General features: G+C 74.7%; 21 protein-coding genes and 1 tRNA gene. 7 read left to right on the top strand and 15 right to left on the bottom strand.

The genetic code is table 11. From position 1 onward, the window contains the following. Positions 1-176 precede the first annotated feature (176 nt). Both ACK8HX_RS00290 and ACK8HX_RS00285 read right to left on the bottom strand, forming a co-directional pair. Positions 177-253: transfer RNA gene (locus ACK8HX_RS00290), tRNA-Met, on the bottom strand. A gap of 77 nt (positions 254-330) precedes the next feature. Beyond that, entirely contained in the window at positions 331-3378 is a 3048-nt protein-coding gene (locus tag ACK8HX_RS00285) for a UPF0182 family membrane protein (protein ID WP_411938646.1), read from the bottom strand. Positions 3379-3476: 98 nt separating this feature from the next. Between ACK8HX_RS00285 and ACK8HX_RS00280 the strand changes: the two genes are divergently transcribed. Next, the gene (locus tag ACK8HX_RS00280) at positions 3477-4016 is read left to right on the top strand and encodes a PPA1309 family protein (RefSeq protein ID WP_411938645.1); all 540 of its coding nucleotides are present in this window, start codon (positions 3477-3479) and stop codon (positions 4014-4016) included. Between the two features lie 22 nt (positions 4017-4038). On the opposite strand, the gene ACK8HX_RS00275 is transcribed toward ACK8HX_RS00280, so the two are convergent. From ACK8HX_RS00275 to ACK8HX_RS00260, 4 genes are all read right to left on the bottom strand, one after another. Then, complete coding sequence (locus ACK8HX_RS00275) at positions 4039-4290, bottom strand: DUF4242 domain-containing protein (protein ID WP_411938644.1); 252 nt, start codon at positions 4288-4290, stop codon at positions 4039-4041. 101 nt (positions 4291-4391) lie between these two features. Beyond that, the gene (locus ACK8HX_RS00270; protein WP_411938643.1) at positions 4392-7013 is read right to left on the bottom strand and encodes an ATP-binding protein; all 2622 of its coding nucleotides are present in this window, start codon (positions 7011-7013) and stop codon (positions 4392-4394) included. Positions 7014-7053: 40 nt separating this feature from the next. Beyond that, positions 7054-8217 carry a YlbL family protein gene (locus tag ACK8HX_RS00265; RefSeq protein ID WP_411938642.1) on the bottom strand — a complete coding sequence of 388 codons (1164 nt, stop codon included), beginning with the start codon at positions 8215-8217 and terminating at the stop codon, positions 7054-7056. After that, entirely contained in the window at positions 8214-8639 is a 426-nt protein-coding gene (locus ACK8HX_RS00260) for a molybdenum cofactor biosynthesis protein MoaE (protein WP_411938641.1), read from the bottom strand. The genes ACK8HX_RS00265 and ACK8HX_RS00260 overlap by 4 nt, the downstream gene beginning before the upstream one ends. Positions 8640-8736: 97 nt before the next feature. Here ACK8HX_RS00260 and ACK8HX_RS00255 point away from each other — a divergent pair, with 97 nt between their 5' ends. Beyond that, positions 8737-10140, top strand: coding sequence for a zinc-dependent metalloprotease (locus tag ACK8HX_RS00255; protein ID WP_411938640.1), 1404 nt, complete (start codon positions 8737-8739; stop codon positions 10138-10140). Beyond that, complete coding sequence (locus tag ACK8HX_RS00250) at positions 10137-10706, top strand: NUDIX hydrolase (RefSeq protein WP_411938639.1); 570 nt, start codon at positions 10137-10139, stop codon at positions 10704-10706. Before ACK8HX_RS00255 ends, ACK8HX_RS00250 begins: the two co-directional genes overlap by 4 nt. Here ACK8HX_RS00250 and ACK8HX_RS00245 read toward each other — a convergent pair. Further along, positions 10677-11279 carry a M48 metallopeptidase family protein gene (locus ACK8HX_RS00245; protein WP_411938638.1) on the bottom strand — a complete coding sequence of 201 codons (603 nt, stop codon included), beginning with the start codon at positions 11277-11279 and terminating at the stop codon, positions 10677-10679. The genes ACK8HX_RS00250 and ACK8HX_RS00245 overlap by 30 nt on opposite strands. A gap of 206 nt (positions 11280-11485) precedes the next feature. On the opposite strand from ACK8HX_RS00245, the gene ACK8HX_RS00240 reads away from it, so the two are divergent. The 3 genes from ACK8HX_RS00240 to ACK8HX_RS00230 all read left to right on the top strand — a co-directional run bounded on the left by ACK8HX_RS00240 (position 11486) and on the right by ACK8HX_RS00230 (position 13675). Next, positions 11486-11647: a DUF5679 domain-containing protein gene (locus ACK8HX_RS00240; RefSeq protein ID WP_013493366.1), complete on the top strand. Its 162-nt coding sequence runs from the start codon at positions 11486-11488 to the stop codon at positions 11645-11647. A gap of 151 nt (positions 11648-11798) precedes the next feature. Beyond that, positions 11799-12341 (top strand): hypothetical protein, encoded by a 543-nt coding sequence (locus tag ACK8HX_RS00235; protein ID WP_411938637.1) that lies wholly within the window; start codon positions 11799-11801, stop codon positions 12339-12341. After that, positions 12338-13675, top strand: coding sequence for an ABC1 kinase family protein (locus ACK8HX_RS00230; protein WP_411938636.1), 1338 nt, complete (start codon positions 12338-12340; stop codon positions 13673-13675). The genes ACK8HX_RS00235 and ACK8HX_RS00230 overlap by 4 nt, the downstream gene beginning before the upstream one ends. A gap of 1 nt (position 13676) precedes the next feature. Here ACK8HX_RS00230 and ACK8HX_RS00225 read toward each other — a convergent pair whose 3' ends face one another. The 7 genes from ACK8HX_RS00225 to ACK8HX_RS00195 all read right to left on the bottom strand — a co-directional run bounded on the left by ACK8HX_RS00225 (position 13677) and on the right by ACK8HX_RS00195 (position 17836). After that, positions 13677-13874, bottom strand: coding sequence for a hypothetical protein (locus ACK8HX_RS00225; protein ID WP_411938635.1), 198 nt, complete (start codon positions 13872-13874; stop codon positions 13677-13679). A gap of 5 nt (positions 13875-13879) precedes the next feature. After that, positions 13880-14452, bottom strand: a complete 573-nt coding sequence (locus ACK8HX_RS00220; protein WP_411938634.1) for an HhH-GPD-type base excision DNA repair protein — start codon at positions 14450-14452, stop codon at positions 13880-13882. Continuing rightward, entirely contained in the window at positions 14440-14595 is a 156-nt protein-coding gene (locus tag ACK8HX_RS00215) for a hypothetical protein (RefSeq protein WP_411938633.1), read from the bottom strand. Before ACK8HX_RS00215 ends, ACK8HX_RS00220 begins: the two co-directional genes overlap by 13 nt. Then, complete coding sequence (locus tag ACK8HX_RS00210; protein WP_411938632.1) at positions 14592-14723, bottom strand: hypothetical protein; 132 nt, start codon at positions 14721-14723, stop codon at positions 14592-14594. Before ACK8HX_RS00210 ends, ACK8HX_RS00215 begins: the two co-directional genes overlap by 4 nt. A gap of 59 nt (positions 14724-14782) precedes the next feature. Next, a complete protein-coding gene (locus tag ACK8HX_RS00205; protein ID WP_411938631.1) occupies positions 14783-15070 on the bottom strand; it encodes a WhiB family transcriptional regulator in 288 nt (95 codons plus the stop codon). A gap of 241 nt (positions 15071-15311) precedes the next feature. Further along, a complete protein-coding gene (locus ACK8HX_RS00200; protein ID WP_411938630.1) occupies positions 15312-15554 on the bottom strand; it encodes a hypothetical protein in 243 nt (80 codons plus the stop codon). A 167-nt stretch (positions 15555-15721) separates the two neighbouring features. Next, positions 15722-17836, bottom strand: a complete 2115-nt coding sequence (locus ACK8HX_RS00195) for an ATP-dependent DNA helicase UvrD2 (RefSeq protein ID WP_411938629.1) — start codon at positions 17834-17836, stop codon at positions 15722-15724. Between the two features lie 119 nt (positions 17837-17955). On the opposite strand from ACK8HX_RS00195, the gene ACK8HX_RS00190 reads away from it, so the two are divergent. Further along, on the top strand, positions 17956-18225 hold the full coding sequence (locus ACK8HX_RS00190) for a mycoredoxin (RefSeq protein ID WP_411938628.1): 270 nt from the start codon (positions 17956-17958) through the stop codon (positions 18223-18225). An 18-nt stretch (positions 18226-18243) separates the two neighbouring features. Here the strand turns inward: ACK8HX_RS00190 and nudC are convergent, their stop codons facing one another. Further along, positions 18244-19212: an NAD(+) diphosphatase gene (gene nudC / locus ACK8HX_RS00185; RefSeq protein WP_411938627.1), complete on the bottom strand. Its 969-nt coding sequence runs from the start codon at positions 19210-19212 to the stop codon at positions 18244-18246. Position 19213 lies beyond the last annotated feature (1 nt).

Here is a 19213-nt window from a genome sequence, read left to right as displayed (position 1 = left end):
GCGGAGCGGGGGGCCGGGAGCCGGTTCGACCCGAGTCGGGCCGGACGGATGAGACCGGGAGCCGATCGGCCCACGGCGACGGGACCCGACGCGCCTTCACGCTCCCGGCTTTTGTCCCCCGCTACCAACGACGAAGGCCCTGGTTCCGGCTGCCGCCGGACCAGGGCCTTCGTCGTTGGTAGCGGGGGCAGGATTTGAACCTGCGACCTCCGGGTTATGAGCCCGGCGAGCTACCGAGCTGCTCCACCCCGCGTCGAGTGAAAGTCGGCCTTGCGGCCGCTCTCGGTATGTCCCGACCTTACGCGACGGAGCGTCCCGGCTCCAAATCGGCTACCCCGTCGGGGACGGGCTCGGCGACGGTGATGCCGGTGGGCTCCCCGACGGTGACGGGGTCGGGGTGGCGAGGCGGGGCGCGAGGGCGTTGGCCCGGCGGATGGCCTCGGCCAGCCGCTCCTGCGCCGCGCCGTAGGCGGCGAAGTCACCGGCCTTGAGGGCCTCCTGGCCGTCGGCGTAGGCCTCCTGGATGTCGGCGAGCGCGTCGGCGAGCTGCTGCGCCACCGTGGTGCCGGGCGGCGGCTGCTCTCCCTCACCGGGATCGGTGGGCGGTGGCTGCTCGCCCACGCCCTCACCCTCACCGAAGAGCCCGTTGATCGCCTGCTCGAGGGTGTCGCCCCACGCGACGTTGGTGCCGTAGACCGCGACGGTCACCTTGTTCTGGGGGAAGGACCCGGACCCGCTGGAGGCCCGGACGTAGATCGGCTGCACGTAGAACATCCGACCCTGCAGGGGGAAGGCGAGCAGGTTGCCGAAGGTCAGCTGCTTGCCCGAGCCGGAGTTGTTGGTGATGTACTGCGCGAGGTTGAGCGGCTCGGCCGGGTTCTGCGAGCGCGCCGTCGAGTTCTGGATCTGGTTGAGGACCTGCCCCGGACCCGGTGGTGTCGCCGCGCCGTACTCGAGCAGGCGCAGCGTGCCGTACCCCTCCCCCGGCTTGCCGGCCTCGTTGCCGGCGTCGGCGTCGACGGCGAGCAGGCCCCGCAGGATCTCGCGTCCCGCCTCGTTGTTGCTGGCGGGGACGAACGAGGAGGTGATCGAGAACGACGCCGCGTCCTCACCCGGCATCGCGATGGACTGGAAGACGACGGGCTGGTCCTGGGCCGGCGTCGCCGGGTCGCGCGGGGTGCGCCACCGGTCGGAGCCGCTGAAGAAGTCGCCGGGGTTGGTGACGTGGTACTCGGTGAGCAGCTCGCGCTGGACCTTGAGCAGGTCCTGCGGGTAGCGGATGTGCGACATCAGCTCACCGGAGATCTCGGACAGCGGTCGCACCGAGCCCGGGAACGCGTTGCCCCACGCCTTGAGCAGCGGGTCGCGGGTGTCCCAGCCGTAGAGCTTGACCGAGCCGTCGTACGCGTCGACGGTCGCCTTGACGGCGTTGCGGATGTAGTTGACCTCGCCGGCGCCGACGGTGACGACGTTGGAGCGCTGGGTGACCGAGTCGGAGGTCGCCTCGGCGAGGTCGACGAGCCGGCTGTTCGGGTAGCTGGCCGACGTCGTGAAGCCGTCGACGATCCACTGGACCCGGCCCTCGACGACCGCGGGGTAGACGTTGCCGTCGAGCCGCAGCCACGGCGCCACCCGCTCGACGCGCTCGACGGGAGACCGGTGGTCGAGGATGCGCGACTCGTCGTTGACCGCGTCGGAGAGGAGGAAGTTCGCCTCGCGGTACTTCACGGCGTAGGCGAGCCGCCGGACGAGCGACCCGATCTCGACGCCGCCGTCGCCCGTGTAGGTGTTGCTGACCTGGACGTCGCCCTCCCCCGCGGCAGGGAAGTCGAACTCGCGGGGCTGGGAGCCGCTCGGCGCGCCGACGACGGAGTACGACGGGGACAGCTCGCCGAAGTAGATCCGCGGCTCGTACTCGCCGAGGCTGGAGCGGCCCCCGCCCTCGAAGAAGACGGGGTCGCCCTCGGTCGTGCGCTGGTTGCTGTTGGCCGCGTAGAAGCCGTAGCCGTGCGTGTAGATCGTGTGGTCGTTGAGCCAGTTCCGTTGGCTGTCAGGCAGACCCGCGAGGTTGATCTCGCGGACAGCGACGACGGCGTCGCGCGTCTGGCCGTCGATCTGGTAGCGGTCGACGTCGAGGGTGTCGGGGAACGCGTAGTAGTCGCGCTGCCCCTCCAGCTGGCGGAACGAGGGCGCCACGACGTTCGGGTCGATGACGCGCACGCCGGGGATGGCCGTGGCGGCCGCGCGCTCGGCGGCCTTGTCCTCGGTCTCCGGTGGCGGGGGGTTCTGGATCCGCTTGACGCGGTCGAGGCCGAAGGCGGCACTCGTCGCGGTGATGTTGCGTCCGATGTACTCGGCCTCGAGGGTCTTCGCCGAGGGGCGGACCTTGAGCGACTGGACGAGCGCCGGGTAGGCCCCACCGGCGACGACGGCGGTGACGACGAGGAGCGCGACGCCGGTGACGGGCAGGCGCCAGCTGCGGCTCCAGATGGCCGCGAGGAAGAACCCGGCGCACATGATGGCCGCGACCGCGAGGATCGCCTTGGTCGGCAGCACCGCCTTGTCGTCGGTGTAGGTGATGCCGGTGAGGAGCGAACCCTTCTGGGTCGACAGGGAGTAGCGGTCGAGCCAGTAGGAGGCGGCGCGGGTCAGGGCGATGAGCGCACCGAGGATGCCGAGGTGCACGTAGGCCGCGCGGGTGGTCGGCCCGCGGCCCGGCAGCTGGAGGCCGCCGTAGACGTAGTGGGTGAAGGCGCCGGCGACGAAGGCGAGCGCGAGGACGACGGTGACGAAGCTGACGACGAACCGCAGCCACGGGAGGGTGAACACGAAGAAGCCGACGTCCATCCCGAACTGCGGGTCCTCGATGCCGAACGGCTCACGGTTGGCCCAGAGCAGTGCCGTGCGCCACGCGCCGAGCGACCCGGAGCCGGCGAGCAGCCCGAGGACGACGGGGATCGCGATGAGGGCGAGGCGCCGCAGCGGCTCGATCGCCTGGCGGTACTGCTCGAGCACCTGCTGGGCCGGGGTGGTCGGGATGTAGATCGGCCGGGTGCGGTACGCGATGACCAGGCTGCCCGCCACGGCGCCCCCGGTGAGGAGCGAGGCGAGGACGAAGATGAGGACCTTCGTCGTGAGCTCCTTGACGAAGACCCCTCGGAATCCGACCGACTCGTACCACCACACGTCGGTGAGGAGGTCGGCGGCGAGCCCGCTCAGCAGGGCCAGACCGGCGAGGACGACGAGCGTCGTGCCGAGCGGGCCGCGACGGCGGCGCTCGGGCGGGCGGGCCGGGCCGCGGCCCCCGTCGTCGCCCTCGGGGCGAGGCGTACCGTCTCCCGGGCCGGTGGGCCCGTCGAACCACTCCGAGCGACTCACTGCTCTCCTCGTCCCGCCGGCGGGGTGGGTCCCCCGTGTCGACCGTGGGAGGCAAAGGTACCCCGGGCTCCTGCACGGCCATCGGGCACCATGGTCCGGTGACCCAGACCCCCCAGCCCGTGACCGACCCCCTGACCCTCGCCGCGCTCGACACCGAGCGCCACGTCGCCCGGTCGGGCTGGGACCAGCCCGTGCGCCTGTTCGCCCTCGTCCCGACGGCCGAGCTCCTCGCCCTCGAGCCGCAGCTCGCCGACGGGCTCGCCGCCCACGACGCCGTCGCCGGCGCCCTCAGTGCGGTGGAGCAGGAGGAGCTGCCCGAGGCCACGGGCCTCGAGGAGCTCCTCGCGCAGATCGCCTGGCCCGACCAGGTCACCGGGTGCGCCCTCGCCGTCGAGCGGATCGTCGTCCCCCCGGATGCCGAGCGTGACCTGCCCGACGAGGACGAGGCCGCCCTTCGCGCCGTGGCCGAGCACCCCTCGCGCCAGGACGTCCGGCTGCTCGTCGCCGTGACCCGCGGGGGCGAGGCGCGCTGCCTCCTGCGACAGCGGGCCCACGACAGCGACGACCGGGTCGCCCTCGGCGAGGACATCGCGCCCGGCCTCGTGCACGCGCTCCGGGCGACCTTCGGCCCCGAGTGACGACGGTGGCGCCCGGGGGGCGTCAGACGCCCTCGCGCACCTCGTAGATGTCGTCGGCGACGAGGCCGTGGGCCTCGCGGTGCACGGTGTTGGCGGCCTCGGCGTCGGGCGCCTCGACGAGGCAGAAGATCTGCCCCCGACCCTCGTCGACCCAGTAGCGCAGGTAGCTGACACCGTGGGGGCCCTGCGTCGCCAGGTCGGCCTGGTGCGCTCCGGCGACGGCGTCCATCGTCACGCCCTCGCCGAGGGTGTGCACGTCCATGAAGAGTGGCATTGCGGTCAACCTTTCGTGGTGGTGGTGGAACCACCACGGTCCTGCCGCAGGCCCGCCCGGGTCATGGGTGACCGGTACCCATCTTCCTGGCGGCCCAGGGGTCACCCACCTCCCTGGGTACCGACGAGGTCGCGCCGACCGCGGGCACCGGTCTTGGCGAGGATCGAGGCGACATGGTGCTCTGCCGTGCGCCGCGAGATGACGAGCCGCTGGGCGATCTCGGCGTCCGAGAGGCCGTCGGCCAAGAGGTCGAGGACGTCGGCCTCCCGCGGTGTCAGACCCATCGGGTGCGCCCTCGTTCCGACGCGCGGCTCCCGAGGAGGGCGGGGGGCCGGCCATCCGTGGGCGCGCAGCTCGGCCCGCGCCCGCGCGGCGGCACAGCGCGCGCCGGTCTGCTCGAACACCCCCACCGCCTCGACGAGGAGGTCGCGCTCGCCGCTGCGGGCGAGGGCCAGCCCCCGGTCAAAGGGCGACTCCAGGTCGGCCCAGATGGACGCGGCGTGCGCCCAGTCCCCGGCGACCTCGGCGGCGTACGGCGGGGCCAGCGGCCCGGCCTCCGCCACGCGGACGTCGACCATCCACCGGGCCAGGGCCCCGCGGTTCCAGGGGCAGTCCGTCTCCTCGGCCACGGGCCAGGCGGCGCGGGCGAGCCGGGCCGCCTCCTGCGGGTCCCCGCGCAGCCAGGCGAGCTCGCACTCGAGGGCGACGACCGGGGCGACCCGCTGGAGCTCCCGCATCCCGTCGGCGAGGTCGCGGGCCCGGGCCACGAGCCCGGCGACCTCGGGCTCGCCGAGGCGGGCGCGGACGTGGGCGAGGACGACGAGGGGCTCGACCACGCCGACGGAGGAGACCGAGGCGTCGCCGAGCACCTCCGCGGCGAGGCGACCGGCCTCGGCGTGCTCGCCCCGGTCGAGGTGGTGCGCGGCGCGCCACCCCCGCAGGTACTGGGTCCACGAGTCCAGGTCACGATCGGTGCAGTACCCCATCCCCTCCTCGAGCCAGCGCCGTGCGTCGGCGTGGCGGCGCTGTGCGACGGCGGAGGAGGCCAGGTTGCAGTAGGCGCGCGCGGCGTGCTCGTGCAGCTCGTGGTCGCGTGCCGCGGACAGGCTCTCCGTGAGCATCGCTGTGCCCCGCGCGAGCTCGCCGACGACGACCTCCATGGTCCCGAGGTTGGTGAGGGCATGGACGCGCACCTCCGTGCGCCCGGGGCCCTCGTCGAGGGCCTCGGCCACGTCGAGCGCCCGGCGGCCCCAGGTCCGCGTGCCCTCGAGGTCGGTGGAGAGCATCCGGAGCTGGGCACGGTTGCTCAGGGCCAGGCCGAGCTCGGTCGTGGCCGGCCCGCTGAGGGCCTCGACGGCGACGGCGCCCAGGCGCTCGGCCTCCTCGCCCCGCCCGGCGAACCAGGACAGGCGGGACAGGCACCGCCACGAGTCCCCGACCCGCAGGTCGTCCCCCACGGCCGACCAGATGTCGCGGGCCGCCTCCACCGAGGCGATCGCCTCCTCGATCCGCCCGGTGACGTAGAGCTCGTACCCGAGGGACCACGACAGGGCCGCCCGGTGCGCAGCGTCGAGCTTGTCGTCCGGCAGCCGGGCCGCATGGTCGAGGGCCCGGCGGTACTGTGCGGCGGCCTCGCGGTGGGCACCGAGCCGGGCCGCGTGATCCCCTGCGAGAGAGGCGAACTCGACGGCCACGGCACTGTCTCCGGCGGCGTCCGCGTGGTGGGCGATGCGGGCCGGGTCGGCCTCGACCTCCCTCAGCGCGGCGAGCAGGCGTCGGTGCACGTGCAGCCGGCGCCCGACGGGCACCTCGCCGAGGACGGCGAGCCGGCCCAGCTCGTGCCGGAAGGCCAGCTCGCCCCCTCGCTCGACGAGCAGGCCACGTGCCAGGGGCTCGTCGAGGGCCGCGAGGCCGTCGGCGAGCAGTCCCTCGACGAGGCCGGCCTCGACCCGCGCCCCGGCCAGCGCGACGACCTCGATGGCGCGCTGGGCACCCTCGGGCAGCCGCGCCACCCGGGCGAGGACGGCGTCGCGCACGGTCGGTGGCACGCCGGCGGAGCCCCCGCGCAGCACCTCGGTGACGAAGAAGGCGTTGCCCCCGGTGACGGCGTGCAGCCTGACCGGGTCGACGGGCGGGCTGTCCGGGTGCTCCCGGGCGTGCGCCGCCGCCAGGTCGGCCACTGCGCGCGAGGTGAGCCCGGCGACGTCGATGCGGCGCACTCCTGACGCGGAGGCGGTGTCCCCCAGCAGGACCCGCAGGCCCGTGGTCGCCGGGACCTCCTCCCCCCGGTAGGTGACGAGGACAAGGGCGTGGCAGGTGTCGACCCTTCTTGCGAGGTGGCGCACCAGGTCGAGCGTCGCCTCGTCGGCCCAGTGCACGTCCTCGACGACGACGAGGATCGGTCCCTCCTCGGCCGCCCGGAGCACGTCGAGGAAGGCGGCGAACAGCTCGTGACGTCCCCGGTCCGGCGACCACACGACCCCGGGCAGCTGGGTGGCGAGCTCGGCGAGCGGCGCGAGGGCGGACGGCGTCGCGGAGCCGTCGCACCCGGCGAGGGCGACACGGGCACGCCCGTCGGCCCGCTCGACGGCGGCGCGGACGAGCGTCGTCTTGCCGACGCCCGCCTCGCCGCACACGTAGACCAGCCGGCCGTGCCCGCGCGCCGCGTCCGAGAGCCAGGCCTCGACGGCGGCGAGCTGTTCCGCCCGCTCGACGACATCCATGCCCCGATCCTAGGAAGCCGGCGGGGTCCCTGACGAGGTTTCAGCGGCAGGCGGGGAGCTCCTCGGTGTCGTCGCGCGCGATCGCCTCGACCGCGGCGCGGCCCTCCTCGAAGGTCGCGACCCGCACGACGCGGAGCCCGTCGGGCACGTGGCCGACCACCTCGTCGCAGTTCTCGGCCGGGGCGAGGAACCACTCGGCGCCCTCGGTGCGTGCGCCCACGAGCTTCTGGCGGATGCCGCCGATCGGCCCGACGAGCCCGCCCTCCTCCATCGTCCCGGTGCCCGCGATGTCCTCGCCCCCGGTGAGCGCACCGGGTGTCAGGACGTCGTAGATGGCGAGGCTGAACATCAGTCCGGCAGAAGGGCCCCCGACGCTGCCGGTGTTGAGGGTGACGTCCACGGGGAGGTCGAACTCGATCCGCAGGCCGACGCCGATGACGGTGCGGCCCTCGGACTCGGCCGTCCGGGCGCTGACCGTCCGCTCGGTGCCGCCGCGTCGCACGACGACCGGGAAGGTGTCGCCCGGCGCGTGCCGCTGCACGGCCGCGCGCACCGCGTCGGCCGACGAGGCGGGGTCGCCGTCGACGGAGACGAGGACGTCGCCGGGCTCGAACAGGCCCTTGCTCGGACTGTCCTCGGGGATCCCCGCGATCGCGACGACCTGGCCGACGTCGCGGCCGAGGGCGCGCAGCGCGGTGGCCGCGGCGACGTTCTGGGAGTCGGCCATCTCGGCCGCGCCCTCCTCCTCGGCCTGCTCCTCGGTCGTGTCGGGCGGGAAGACCGCGTCCACCGGCAGGATCTCCTCGAAGGGTGAGAGCCAGCCCTGGAGGACCTCGTAGATCGTGACCCGGTCGCCGGGTCCGCCGCGCACGCTCACCGTCGTGAAGTCCAGGCGCCCCTCGGTGGGGTAGGTCTCGGCGCCCTCGACCTCGAGGAGCGGCTTGCCGCCGGTCTTCCCGAGGATGTTCGTCGCCGGACCCGGGGACATGACGACGTACGGGAGCCCCACGAACGACAGCAGCGCCCCGAGCGCGATGAGGGTGAAGGTCGTCGTGAGGAGCACGCCGGCGAGGCGGCCCGGACGCATCGGGTCGACCGGGCGCGCGGGGCCGGACCCGCGGCGGCGACGACGCCCCGAGGTGGGGAGGAACGGTCCCTCGTCACCGGGCGGCCCGGTGACCGTGTGCGGTGAGGACGAGGTCACGGCAGCCCCACCCACTCGGTCGAGCCGTCGCCGAGGCGCTGGTGCTTCCAGATCGGGGTGCGGCTCTTGAGGGTGTCGATGAGGGCGCGGCACGCGTCGAACGCCTGGCCCCGGTGCGGGGCGGCGGCCGCGACGACGACCGCGAGGTCCCCGACGCCCAGGGCCCCCGTGCGGTGCACGGCGGCGACCCGGACGGCCTCCGAGCCCGCGGCGACCTCGGCACAGACCGCCCGCATCGTCTCGACCGCGCTCGGGTGGGCCTCGTAGTCGAGGGCGCTGACGACGGCACCGTGGTCGTGGTCGCGGACGACCCCGACGAACAGCGCGACACCACCGCACGCGGGGTGGCGGACGGCGTCGAGCACCTCGTCGACGGAGAGCGGCTCGTCGCGCAGGTCGACGAGCACGACCGGGTCGTGCATGGAGCTCCTCGGGCAGGCGGCGGCGGAACCATTCCGGCGCCGTCGTGGTTGGGTTGGACGAGACGACATCCTCTCACCCCCGCCGAGGAGCCCCGGAGTGAACGACCCCGGACCGACCACCCCCCGAGACGACGACGGGCAGGGCCTGCCCCCCGAGATCGAGCAGCTGCTGCGCGGCCTCACCGGAGGTGGCCCGGTCGACCCCCAGGTGGCCTCGATGATGCAGGGGCTGGGGCTGGACAAGGTCGACCCGCAGATGCTCGCGATGGTGATGCAGCAGGTCCAGGCGATGTTCGCCGCGCCCGAGGGCGACGGTCCGGTCAACACGACCCTCGCCACCGACACCGCCCGCAGGACGGTCGCGGCCGAGGGCGACGCCCTCGCCTCCGACGCCGACCGCCGAGCGGCGGCCGAGGCCGTCCAGGTCGCCGGCATGTGGCTCGACGCCGTGACCGACGTCAGCACCGCGGGCCTGCGCGGCACGGCGTGGAGCCGGGCCGAGTGGGTCGAGGCGACGATGCCGGTGTGGACCGGGCTCGTCGAGCCGGTCGCCGCCGGTGTCACCGACGCGGTCGGCACGGCCCTGGAGACCCAGCTGGAGCAGCTGGGCGGGCTCGGGGAGTCCGAGGCGGCGGCCGCGGGCCTGCCAGCGGGAATGGCGGGGATGCTCGACCAGGCCGGGCCGATGCTGCGCCGGATGCACGGCTCGATGTTCTCGATGCAGCTCGGCCAGGGGTCGGGGACCCTCGCGGGCGAGGTGCTCACGGGCTGCGAGGTGTCGCTGCCACTCGTCCCCGCGCCCGACGTCGTCCTCATGCCGCAGTCCCTGCGTGCCTTCGCCGAGGGCCTGGAGGTCGACGAGCCACAGGCCCGCCTCTACCTCGCCGTGCGAGAGGTCGCGAGGGTCCGCCTCTTCGGTGCCGTGCCGTGGCTCGCCCCGGCCCTCCTCGCGGCCGTCCGCGACTACGCCGCCGACATCAGCATCGACACCGACGCCATCGACGAGGCGGTCCGCTCGATCGACCCCTCCGACCCCGAGGCGGTGCAGCAGGCCCTCCAGGGGCGGATGTTCGCGCCGCGGCACTCGCCCGCGCAGCAGGCCGCGCTCGCCCGCCTCGAGACCCTTCTCGCGCTCGTCGAGGGCTGGGTCGACGTCGTCACCGAGGCCGCCACGGGCGACCACCTCCCGCAGGCCTCGGCGCTCGGCGAGGCCGTGCGGCGCCGCCGCGCCACCGGTGGGCCGGCCGAGAAGGCGTTCGGTGCCCTCGTCGGGCTCGAGCTGCGCCCCCGGCGCCTGCGCGATGCGGCCAACCTCTTCCGCGCCCTCGAGGACCGCGGGGGCAGCGCCCTGCGCGACGGTGCCTGGCGCCACCCCGACCTCTCGCCCTCGACGGCCGACCTCGACGACCCGCTCGGGTTCGTCGAGCGGGCGGTCGCGCCGGAGGGCGACGCCATGGACGTCGAGCTGGACCGCCTGCTGCGCGGCGAGGACCCCGCGTGACGGCGGTGGCCGCCGCCTTCGCCCACCTCCACGCCGACGCCGTCCACGTCCTCACCGGCTGGTCCGCGCCGGACCCCGGCCAGGACCGCCTGCGCCGCGACTACCTCCGTCACCTCGCCGAGCACCCGGAGGGCGTGGCCAAGGCCGGGCCGCCGGCCCACCTCACGGCCTCCTGCGTCGTCCTCGACGGGCGCGGCGAGCGCGTCCTCCTCACCCACCACCGCAGGGCAGACGCCTGGTTCCAGTTCGGCGGGCACCTCGAGGAGGACGACGCCTCCCTGTGGGCGGCGGCGCGGCGCGAGGCGCGCGAGGAGTCGGGCATCCCCGGCCTCGAGCCCCTCGCGGACCCCGTGCAGCTCGACCGGCACGTCCTCGTCGGCTCCTTCGGGCGCTGCCACGAGCACCTCGACGTCCGCTACGCCGCCGTGGCGCCGGAGGGGTCTGCGGCGGTCGTGAGCGAGGAGTCGCACGACGTGCGGTGGTGGCCCGTCGGGTCGCTGCCCGGCGGGACCGCCGCCGAGCTCGCGCCGCTCGTGTCAGCCGCGCGGGCCGCCCTCGGCCTCTGAGCGCACGTCCTCGACCCGGCCGACCTCGCCGGCCTCCCCCGCCTCGTCGTCCTCGAGGGCGTCTTCTCCGGGGGGCAGCCCCTCGGCGTGGGCGAGGCCGTCGAGGAAGCCGCGTGCCCGCTCGAGCTTCGGGTACGACGCGAGGAGGCGCCAGAACGCCGGGCCGTGCCCGTGGACGAGCAGGTGCCCGAGCTCGTGGAGCAGGACGTAGTCGAGGACGTGGTCCGGCACGTCGCGCAGCCGGTCGCTGACCCGGATCGTGCCCTCGGACGGGGTGCACGAGGCCCAGCGCCGACCCATCGTCGAGACCCAGCGCACGCTCGTCGGCTGCGCGTGGCCCCCGAGGTAGCGGCGCGAGACGCTCTGGGCGCGCGCGAGCAGGGCGGCATCGGTCGGGCGCCGCCGCCGCTCACCCGCGCTGAGCCGGGCGAGCATCCGCGCCACCCAGCGCTCCTCCTCCGCGCGCGAGAACGACGCCGGGATGAGCACGACGGTGCGGTCGCCGTCGCGGTACGCGCTCACGGTCCGGCGCCGTCGCCGGCTTCGTCGGACCTCGACGTCCTCGCTGGTCACGGCACGAGCCTAGGGGCGTCGCGTCGCTGGTGGGACGGATGTGGTCGATGTGACGCCGGGGGCGGAGGTGGCGGCGTGGCGCGGGCGCGTCACGAGGTCGGGCGCTCCACCCGTCGGTACGGTGGGAGACGTCCAGGCCGCGACCGCGGCACATGACCCCGCATCGACGCGGCCCGGGGCCGTCGTCGACGACAAGGAGAGCGTCCATGGCTGACGAGACCTACAAGGGCGAGTTCTACTGCGTGAAGTGCAAGGAGAAGCGCGAGGCCGAGGGGAAGGTCGTCGTCTCCGAGAATGGGCGACGGATGGCCAAGGGCCAGTGCCCCGTGTGCGGCACGAACCTCAACCGGATCCTCGGCAAGGCCTGACCCCGACGGTCCCCCGCGGCCCCCGGTCCCCTCGCGGACCGGGGGCCGCGCCGCGTCCGGGCCGGGAGGCCGGGTCGCCTGTGGACGACCGCCGACGCGCCCGGGGCGGCGACGGCAGGATGGCGGCGTCGGCGTAGGACGAGGGGGACGGATGCACGAGCCTGGCGGGGCCGCCGTCGTCGTCGACGGGTGGGGTCCGGTCGCCGACGAGGTGACCGCCCAGCTGCGGCGGTGCGGCGTCGAAGTCGGTGGGGGCCCACAGGCGGCCGACGGCGCCGAGCTGCTCCTCGCGGCGCGGGGGTCCCCGGACGTCGTCGTCCTCGTCACCCAGGGCCGCGCGCCGGTGTGGGCCGCGGCGCCGTGGCAGGTGCGGCGCGTCCCGCACCTCCCGGTCGTCCTCGGTGCCGGCGGGCTGGTGGTCGGCCCGCTCGTCCTCCCCGGCCGCACCCCGTGCCTGCGCTGCGCGTCCACCGCGTGGTCGGGGTCGTGGGTCGCCGGCGAGGAGGAGGTGCCCGCCGGACCCCTCCTCCTCACCGCGGCCGTCGTCGCCGTCACGGTCCTGGGCGTGCTCCGCGGCGACGCCTCGCTCGGCGGCATCTCCACCGAGGTGGCCCTCGACAGCGTGCGCGTCACGCACCGGGTGTGGGGCCCTCGACCCGGTTGTCGGTGCGTGGGGGTGAGAATGGCCGGGTGACCGACATCCCCAAGGGCTCGATCGCCCGTGCGGCGAAGCTGGCCGGCCTGCCCGTGGGGTACGCCGGCCGGGTCGCGCTGGGCGTCGGCAAGCGGGTCGGGGGCCGGCCGGCCGAGGCCGTGGCGGCCGAGCTCCAGGCGCGCACGGCCGAGCAGCTCTTCGCGGTCCTCGGCACGCTCAAGGGCGGGGCGATGAAGTTCGGGCAGGCGCTGTCGGTCATGGAGGCCGCGATGCCCGAGGAGCTGGCCGGTCCCTACCGCGCCACGCTCACCAAGCTGCAGGAGGCCGGCCCGCCGATGGGCGCCGACCGGGTCCACGAGATCCTCGCCCGCGAGCTCGGCCCGCGCTGGGCGAGCACCAAGCTCGTCGAGTTCGACGACACCCCCGCCGCGTCGGCCTCCATCGGGCAGGTGCACCGCGGCATCTGGCGCGACGGGCGCGAGGTCGCGGTGAAGATCCAGTACCCGGGGGCCGCCGAGGCGCTGCTGTCCGACCTCAACCAGCTCTCTCGGGTGGCGCGGGTCGCCGGGTCATGGGTCCCGGGCATCGACGTCAAGCCGATCATGGACGAGCTGAAGGCGCGGATGAGCGAGGAGCTCGACTACCACCTCGAGGCGCGCAGCCAGCGGCACTTCGCCGCCGCCTTCCGCGACGACGACGACGTCCTCGTGCCGGACGTCCTCGTCGAGAGCAGCCACGTCATCGTCACCGAGTGGGTCGACGGCACGCCCCTGTCCGCCATCATCCGCGAGGGCACGCAGGAGCAGCGCGACGAGGCCGCCACCCTCTACCTCGAGTTCCTCCTGAGGGCGCCCAACGTGGCGCGGATGCTCCACGCCGACCCGCACCCCGGCAACTTCCGGGTCACGGCCGACGGGCGCCTCGGCGTCCTCGACTTCGGGGCGGTCAACCGCCTCCCCGACGGGCTGCCCCACGCCATCGGCCGGCTGCTCACCGACGGACTGGCCGGCGAGGCCGAGGCGCTGGAGGCCGGGCTGCGCGGGGAGGGCTTCATCCGGCCGGGCGTCGACATCGACCCCGATGCGCTGCTGGAGTACCTCGGGCCGCTCGTCGAACCGATCCTCCACGAGGAGTTCACCTTCTCCCGCGAGTGGCTGCGCGGCGCGGCGGCGACGGTCCAGGACCCCCGCAAGCCGCAGTTCCTCGTGGGGCTCAAGCTCAACCTGCCGCCGGAGTACCTGCTGATCCACCGCGTGTGGCTCGGGGGCATCGGGGTGCTCAGCCAGGTGGGCGGCACCGTGCCGCTGCGCGAGATGATCTGCGCCTACCTGCCCGGTGTCGACGAGGACCGGCTGCCCGCCGCCCCGGGCTGAGTCACCACCAGCTCGAGTCGAGCTTGCCCTCGATGCTGCGCAGGTGCTCGCGGCTGCAGTGCGGGCAGGTCCAGACCCTCCGGCGGTGCTCGGTGCCGCGGGCCCACGTGCTGCGGGCGAGGGCGCGGGCCTCGTCGTCCACCGGGGTCGTCCCGCAGGTGGCGCAGACGATGTGCTCGTCGTCGGCCCGGCCGGCCACGGGTGTCAGCCGTTCGCCTTCGCGGCCGCCTTGGCCGCCTTCTTGAAGTCGCGGACCTTCTGCAGCGACTCGGCGTCGACGACGTCGGCGACCGAGCGGAACGCGCCGTCCTCGGCGTAGGCGCCGCACGCCTGCTCCCAGCCCGGCGGTCGCACGCCGAGCTGCTTGCCGAGGAGGGCGACGAAGATCTTGGCCTTCTGCTCCCCGAAGCCGGGGAGGCGCCTGACCCGGCCGAACAGCTCGGCGCCGGTGGCCGCGTCGCGCCAGAGCCCGCCGGCGTCGCCGGCGTACTCGTCGCGGACCACGACGGCGAGCGCCTGGATGCGCGCCGCCATCGAGCGGCCGTACCGGTGCACGGCGGGCGGGGTGGCGCACAGGTCGGCGAACGCCTCGGGGTCGGCGGCGGCGACCGCCGCGGGGTCGAGCGTGCCGAACCGCTCGAGGATCTTGGCCGGTCCGGCGAACGCCCGCTCCATCGGGAACTGCTGGTCGAGGAGCATCCCCACGAGGAGGGCGAACGGGTCCTCGGACAGGACGCGGTCGGCGGCGGGGTCCTGGGCGATCGTCAGCGAGACCATGGCCTCAGGGTAGCCAGCACCGTCGCCCCGACCGCGCGCCAGAAGTCGCTGCCGCGCAGCGCGGCCTCGTCGAGGAGGTGGTGGAAGGGCACCGCCCCCGACGCGGTGTCGGGGGCGGCGCTCGTCCCGGTCGCGGGGGTCATCGCACGATGCTGTGGACGACGGCCCGCATCTGCTCGCGCTCGGCCGCGGCCTGCGCCCGGCGCAGCGTCTCGTGGACGCGGCGCTCCTGCGCGGTGCGACGGAGGCGCTGCATGCGTCTCGTGTACATCTCGTTCTCCTTGCGGTGCTGTGTCACGTTCGGGTGGGGCAGGCGGTGCGGGTGGCGCGTCACGCGGCGACCTCGGACTTCCGGGGGCGGCCACGGGGGCGCTTGCGGGGGACGACGACTCCCTGGACGAAGAGCTCGCCACCCCAGACGCCCCACGGCTCGTGCCGGTGGAGGGCCCCGGTGAGGCACTCGAGGCGGGCCGGGCAGGTGCCGCAGAGCGACTTGGCGAACTCGACGCCCTCGGGGGTGTCGGCGAACCACATCTCGGCGTCGTTCTCGCGGCAGGGAATCCCGTCGCCGGTCGTCGCGGACGCCTCGTGCAGGTCGAGGAGGTCGGTCAGCTGCATCGGTGTCTCACCTCCTTGCTCGGCGCGCCCGGTGGGGCGCTCGGACTGGTCGGTCACGCACCGGGTGGGGTGCGGGGTACTCGGAGGGCGGCCCTGGTGGGTCCGCACCGCGGTGGTGGTCATGTGGTGTCCTCGCGTTGGTCCGGGTGTCCGGGTGGTCTGGGTGGTCGTGCCGGGAAATGACGAAGGCCGCGGATCCCGGTGTCGGGATCCGCGGCCTCGAGGTGAGCCTGTCTGGTGGTCAGACGGGTGGTACCTCGAGGCGTGGATACACGACACCCGTGATCGGGGCGACGGTGCGGGCGACGGCGATGCGCAGATCGGTGAGCTGGTAGCCACGACCGCGGAAGCCGGCGAAGGGCACAGTGGTCCCCTGGACGGAGCGGAACGTGCCTGCGTGACCGGTGTTGGCGCCGCGCCAGAGACGCATGCAGATGCCACGGACCGCGCTCATCGCCGCCTCCTTCATCGTCGTGTTCTCCATCGGGCCAACCCTCCTCACTGCTGCTCGTTCCTGTGCGCACGCCGGACGGACGCGCGAGGTATGACTAGGAGGGTATGGGAGCCCCGGAGGCGGTGGCAACGGAATTACGAGGAGTTGTTCTCCGCGCGCCGCCGGCTTGGAGCGAAAGTCGTTGCGGCACAGCCCGATCAGGCGTCAGAAAATTCTTGGAGAACGGCCAGGACGGCGTCGCCCCAGCGCTCGAGCTTGGCCGGTCCGACGCCGGGGATCCGGGACAGCTCGCGGGTGTCGCCGGGCACCCGCTCGGCGATCGCGGTGAGGGTGGCGTCGGTGAAGACGACGAAGGCCGGCACGTCGGCCTCCCGCGCCGTCTCGAGGCGCCAGGTGCGCAGGGCCTCGAACAGCCGCTCGTCCATGGTGGGCGGACAGGCGGTGCACCGGCCGATCGTGCGCTCCTTGGCCGTCGCCAGCGGTCCGCCGCACACGCGGCAGGTCGTGCGTGCCGGCTCCTTGGCCGCGCCGGCGGCTCCGCCGCGCCGCCGTCTGGGCTGCGAGCGGGCGCCCTGGCCGAGGACGTCGGCCGTGCCGTCGAGGAACCGGGAGGGCCGGCGGGTCGCCTTGGCCCCGGGGGTGCGGGCGGCGGCGTAGCTGAGGACGAGCCGCTCGCGGGCCCGGGTGACGCCCACGTAGAGGAGGCGGCGCTCCTCCTCGATGGCTTCCGGGGTGTCGGCCATCGTGATGGGGAGCAGCCCGTCGGAGCAGCCGACGAGGAGCACGGTGTCCCACTCGAGGCCCTTCGCCGCGTGGAACGAGGCCAGCGTGACCCCCTGGACGGTCGGGGCGTTCTGCTCGGCGGCCCGCTGGTCGAGCTCGGCGACGAACGCCGGCAGGCGCGCGGCGTCGTCGAGGGCGTGGAGGTCGTCGGCGAGCGCGGCGAGGGCGTTGAGCGACTCCCACCGCTCGCGGGCCGCCCCACCGGACGTGGGCGCCTGGCGGCTCCAGCCCGCGCCGAGGAGGACGTCGCGCACGAGGTCCGGCAGCGGCACCGAGCCGTCGTCGCTGCGGGCTGCGCCCCGGAGGAGGACGACGGCGTCGCGGACCTCGCGTCGCGAGAAGAACCGCTCGCCGCCGCGGACGAGGTAGGGGATGCCGCGCTCGGCCAGCGCCGACTCGACGCCCTCGCTCTGCCCGTTCGTGCGGAACAGCACCGCGATCTCGGACGCCGGGTGCCCCTCGGCGATCAGGGCCTCGATGCGGTTCGCGGCGCGGGCGGCCTCGTCGGGGTCGTGGTCGGCGACGACGAGCTCGGGCTCGGGGCCGTCGCCGCGCTGGGCCCGCAGCTCGACCGACCCTGACCGCCGCGCGCCACCGGGCCCGCTGAGGACGAGGTTCGCGAGCCGCACGACCTGTGGGGTCGAGCGGTAGTTGCGGACGAGCTCGACGACCCTGGCCTGCGGGTACCGGGAGCGGAAGCCGAGGAGGTGCTCGGGCGAGGCGCCGGTGAAGGAGTAGATCGTCTGGGCGGGGTCACCGACGACGCAGAGGTCGTCGCGGTCCCCGAGCCAGAGGTCGAGCAGGGCCTGCTGGAGGCGGTTGACGTCCTGGTACTCGTCGACGACGAAGTGCCGGTACTGGCCGCGGACAGCCCGGGCGATCTGCTCGTGCTCGCGCAGGATGCCCACGGTGAGGAGGAGGACGTCCTCGAAGTCGATGACCCCGCGGTCGGCCTTGACGTCCTCGTAGGCGGAGATGAGCCGCGCCATCGCCGTGGGGTCGAGGCCGGCGGGCGGCTCGCGGCGGGCGCGGGCGGCGGCGTGAGCGTAGGAGTCGGCGGTGAGCATCGAGACCTTGGCCCACTCGATCTCGGACGCGAGGTCGCGCACGCCCGGCCCGTCGAGCCGGATCCGCAGGCGCGATCCGGCCTCGGCGACGGCGCTCGCCTTGTGCGGCATGACCTCGGGCGCCGCACCTCCGACGGCCTGCGGCCAGAAGTAGTGCAGCTGGCGAAGGGCCGCGGCGTGGAAGGTGCGCGCCTGCACCCCGCCGACGCCGAGGTCGCGCAGCCGGGTGCGCATCTCCCCGGCGGCGCGGGCGGTGAAGGTGACGGCGAGGACGCGCTGCGGCTGGTGGACCCCGGACAGCACGCCGTAGGCGATGCGGTGGGTGATGGCGCGCGTCTTGCCCGTGCCGGCCCCGGCGAGGACGCACATCGGGCCGCTCGGGTGGGCCGCGACCTCGCGCTGCTCGGGGTCGAGGGCGTCGAGGACGGCGTCGGCTCCGGGGTGCACGGGCAGGGTCGTCATCGAGCCCGATCCTAGGTGTCGGCGCCGACGCCGCCTCGCGGCCGTCCCCAGCCGGACGGGAAGGATCGGCGGGCCCGCCACGTTGACGGCACCGGACCACCGACCCTCCAGGAGGACCCATGTCCGGCGCCCCCCAGCGCGCCCTGCCCGACGCGGGCACCGTCACGATGTTCACGACGACGTGGTGCGGCTACTGCCGTCGCCTCAAGTCGCAGCTGGACCGCGAGGGCATCGGGTACACGGAGGTCGACATCGAGCGGGACCCGGGCAGCGCCGAGTACGTCATGTCGGTCAACGGGGGCGACCAGACCGTGCCGACCCTGGTCTTCCCGGACGGCTCGGCCGCGACGAACCCGTCGATCCACGAGGTCCGCGACCGCCTCGCCTGACCCCTCCCGCTGACGAGGTCAGCGCAGGGCGAGGTCGGGGGCGTCGAGCGGCCCGCCGTACCAGTGCTCGACGAGCCGGCGCGAGATCGAGATGCGCCCGGAGACGAGCACCGACCCGTCCTCGACGGCTGCCCGCAGCTCGTCGCGGGTGAACCAGCGGGCCTCGGCGATCTCCTCCTCCTGCAGCCGCAGGTCGGTGCCGAGCGCCCGCGCGGTGAAGCCGAGCATGAGCGAGGTCGGGAACGGCCAGGGCTGGTCGCCGAGGTAGGTGACCTCCTCGACGACGACGCCCACCTCCTCGAGCACCTCCCGGGCCACGGCCGACGCAAGGGTCTCCCCCGGCTCGACGAACCCCGCGAGCACCGACATCCCGGCACGCCGGAACCCGCGCCCCCGTGCGAGGAGGAGGCGGTCGTCGGCGTCGACGACGGCCATGATGACGGCCATGTCGGTGCGCGGGTAGTGCTCGCTGCCGTCGCGGGAGCACCGCCGGATCCACCCGGCGAGCCCGGGGTGGGTCGGCTCCCCGCAGCGGGGGCAGAACCCGTGGGTCCGGTGCCAGTTGCCCAGCGCGAGGGTCGTCGCGAACGCCGCCGCCCCCACCGGGTCCAGGTCCGCCCCGACGCGGCGCAGCCCGTGCCACACCGCCCCGGGCACCGGGGCGGGCGGGTCGACCTCGAGGTCGTCGGCCGGGTGGGTGGGGCCCAGGTCGTCGGCGACGACCCCCACCCATGTCGCACCCTCGGTCTCGCCGAGGAAGACGGCCAGGCGGCCGGAGTCGGCGGGGTCGGGAGGGGTCGTGACGAGGCGGGGGCCGTCGGGGGTCTCCGTGACGGCCACCCGGTCCCCGACCAGGCGCACCACGCGCGTCGCCGGGTCGGCGAGGAGGCGGGGCAGGAGGTCGGGGTCGGCCCGCAGGTCGCCCCTGCGGTCGAACGCCGGTGCGCTGAGGGCCAGGTCGGGCAGGATCGCGTCGGCTGCGGTCACG

This window comes from Oryzobacter faecalis (assembly GCF_046764005.1).
In the GTDB taxonomy this organism is placed as follows: domain Bacteria; phylum Actinomycetota; class Actinomycetes; order Actinomycetales; family Dermatophilaceae; genus Oryzobacter; species Oryzobacter faecalis.
The sequence above is the reverse complement of the archived record's forward strand: the minus strand, read 5'-3'. Positions and strand labels throughout refer to the sequence as shown.

What these genes read in the sequence shown, in the direction of transcription:
- ACK8HX_RS00205 (WP_411938631.1), bottom strand. Translation starts at nt 15,070, where the DNA reads ATGCAGCTGACCGACCTCCTCGACCTGCACGAGGCGTCCGCGACGACC.
- ACK8HX_RS00200 (WP_411938630.1), bottom strand. Translation starts at nt 15,554, where the DNA reads ATGGAGAACACGACGATGAAGGAGGCGGCGATGAGCGCGGTCCGTGGC.
- ACK8HX_RS00215 (WP_411938633.1), bottom strand. Translation starts at nt 14,595, where the DNA reads ATGACCCCCGCGACCGGGACGAGCGCCGCCCCCGACACCGCGTCGGGG.
- ACK8HX_RS00210 (WP_411938632.1), bottom strand. Translation starts at nt 14,723, where the DNA reads ATGTACACGAGACGCATGCAGCGCCTCCGTCGCACCGCGCAGGAGCGC.
- ACK8HX_RS00220 (WP_411938634.1), bottom strand. Translation starts at nt 14,452, where the DNA reads ATGGTCTCGCTGACGATCGCCCAGGACCCCGCCGCCGACCGCGTCCTG.
- ACK8HX_RS00195 (WP_411938629.1), bottom strand. Translation starts at nt 17,836, where the DNA reads ATGACGACCCTGCCCGTGCACCCCGGAGCCGACGCCGTCCTCGACGCC.
- ACK8HX_RS00270 (WP_411938643.1), bottom strand. Translation starts at nt 7,013, where the DNA reads ATGGATGTCGTCGAGCGGGCGGAACAGCTCGCCGCCGTCGAGGCCTGG.
- ACK8HX_RS00240 (WP_013493366.1), top strand. Translation starts at nt 11,486, where the DNA reads ATGGCTGACGAGACCTACAAGGGCGAGTTCTACTGCGTGAAGTGCAAG.
- ACK8HX_RS00260 (WP_411938641.1), bottom strand. Translation starts at nt 8,639, where the DNA reads ATGCACGACCCGGTCGTGCTCGTCGACCTGCGCGACGAGCCGCTCTCC.
- ACK8HX_RS00235 (WP_411938637.1), top strand. Translation starts at nt 11,799, where the DNA reads ATGCACGAGCCTGGCGGGGCCGCCGTCGTCGTCGACGGGTGGGGTCCG.
- ACK8HX_RS00190 (WP_411938628.1), top strand. Translation starts at nt 17,956, where the DNA reads ATGTCCGGCGCCCCCCAGCGCGCCCTGCCCGACGCGGGCACCGTCACG.
- ACK8HX_RS00275 (WP_411938644.1), bottom strand. Translation starts at nt 4,290, where the DNA reads ATGCCACTCTTCATGGACGTGCACACCCTCGGCGAGGGCGTGACGATG.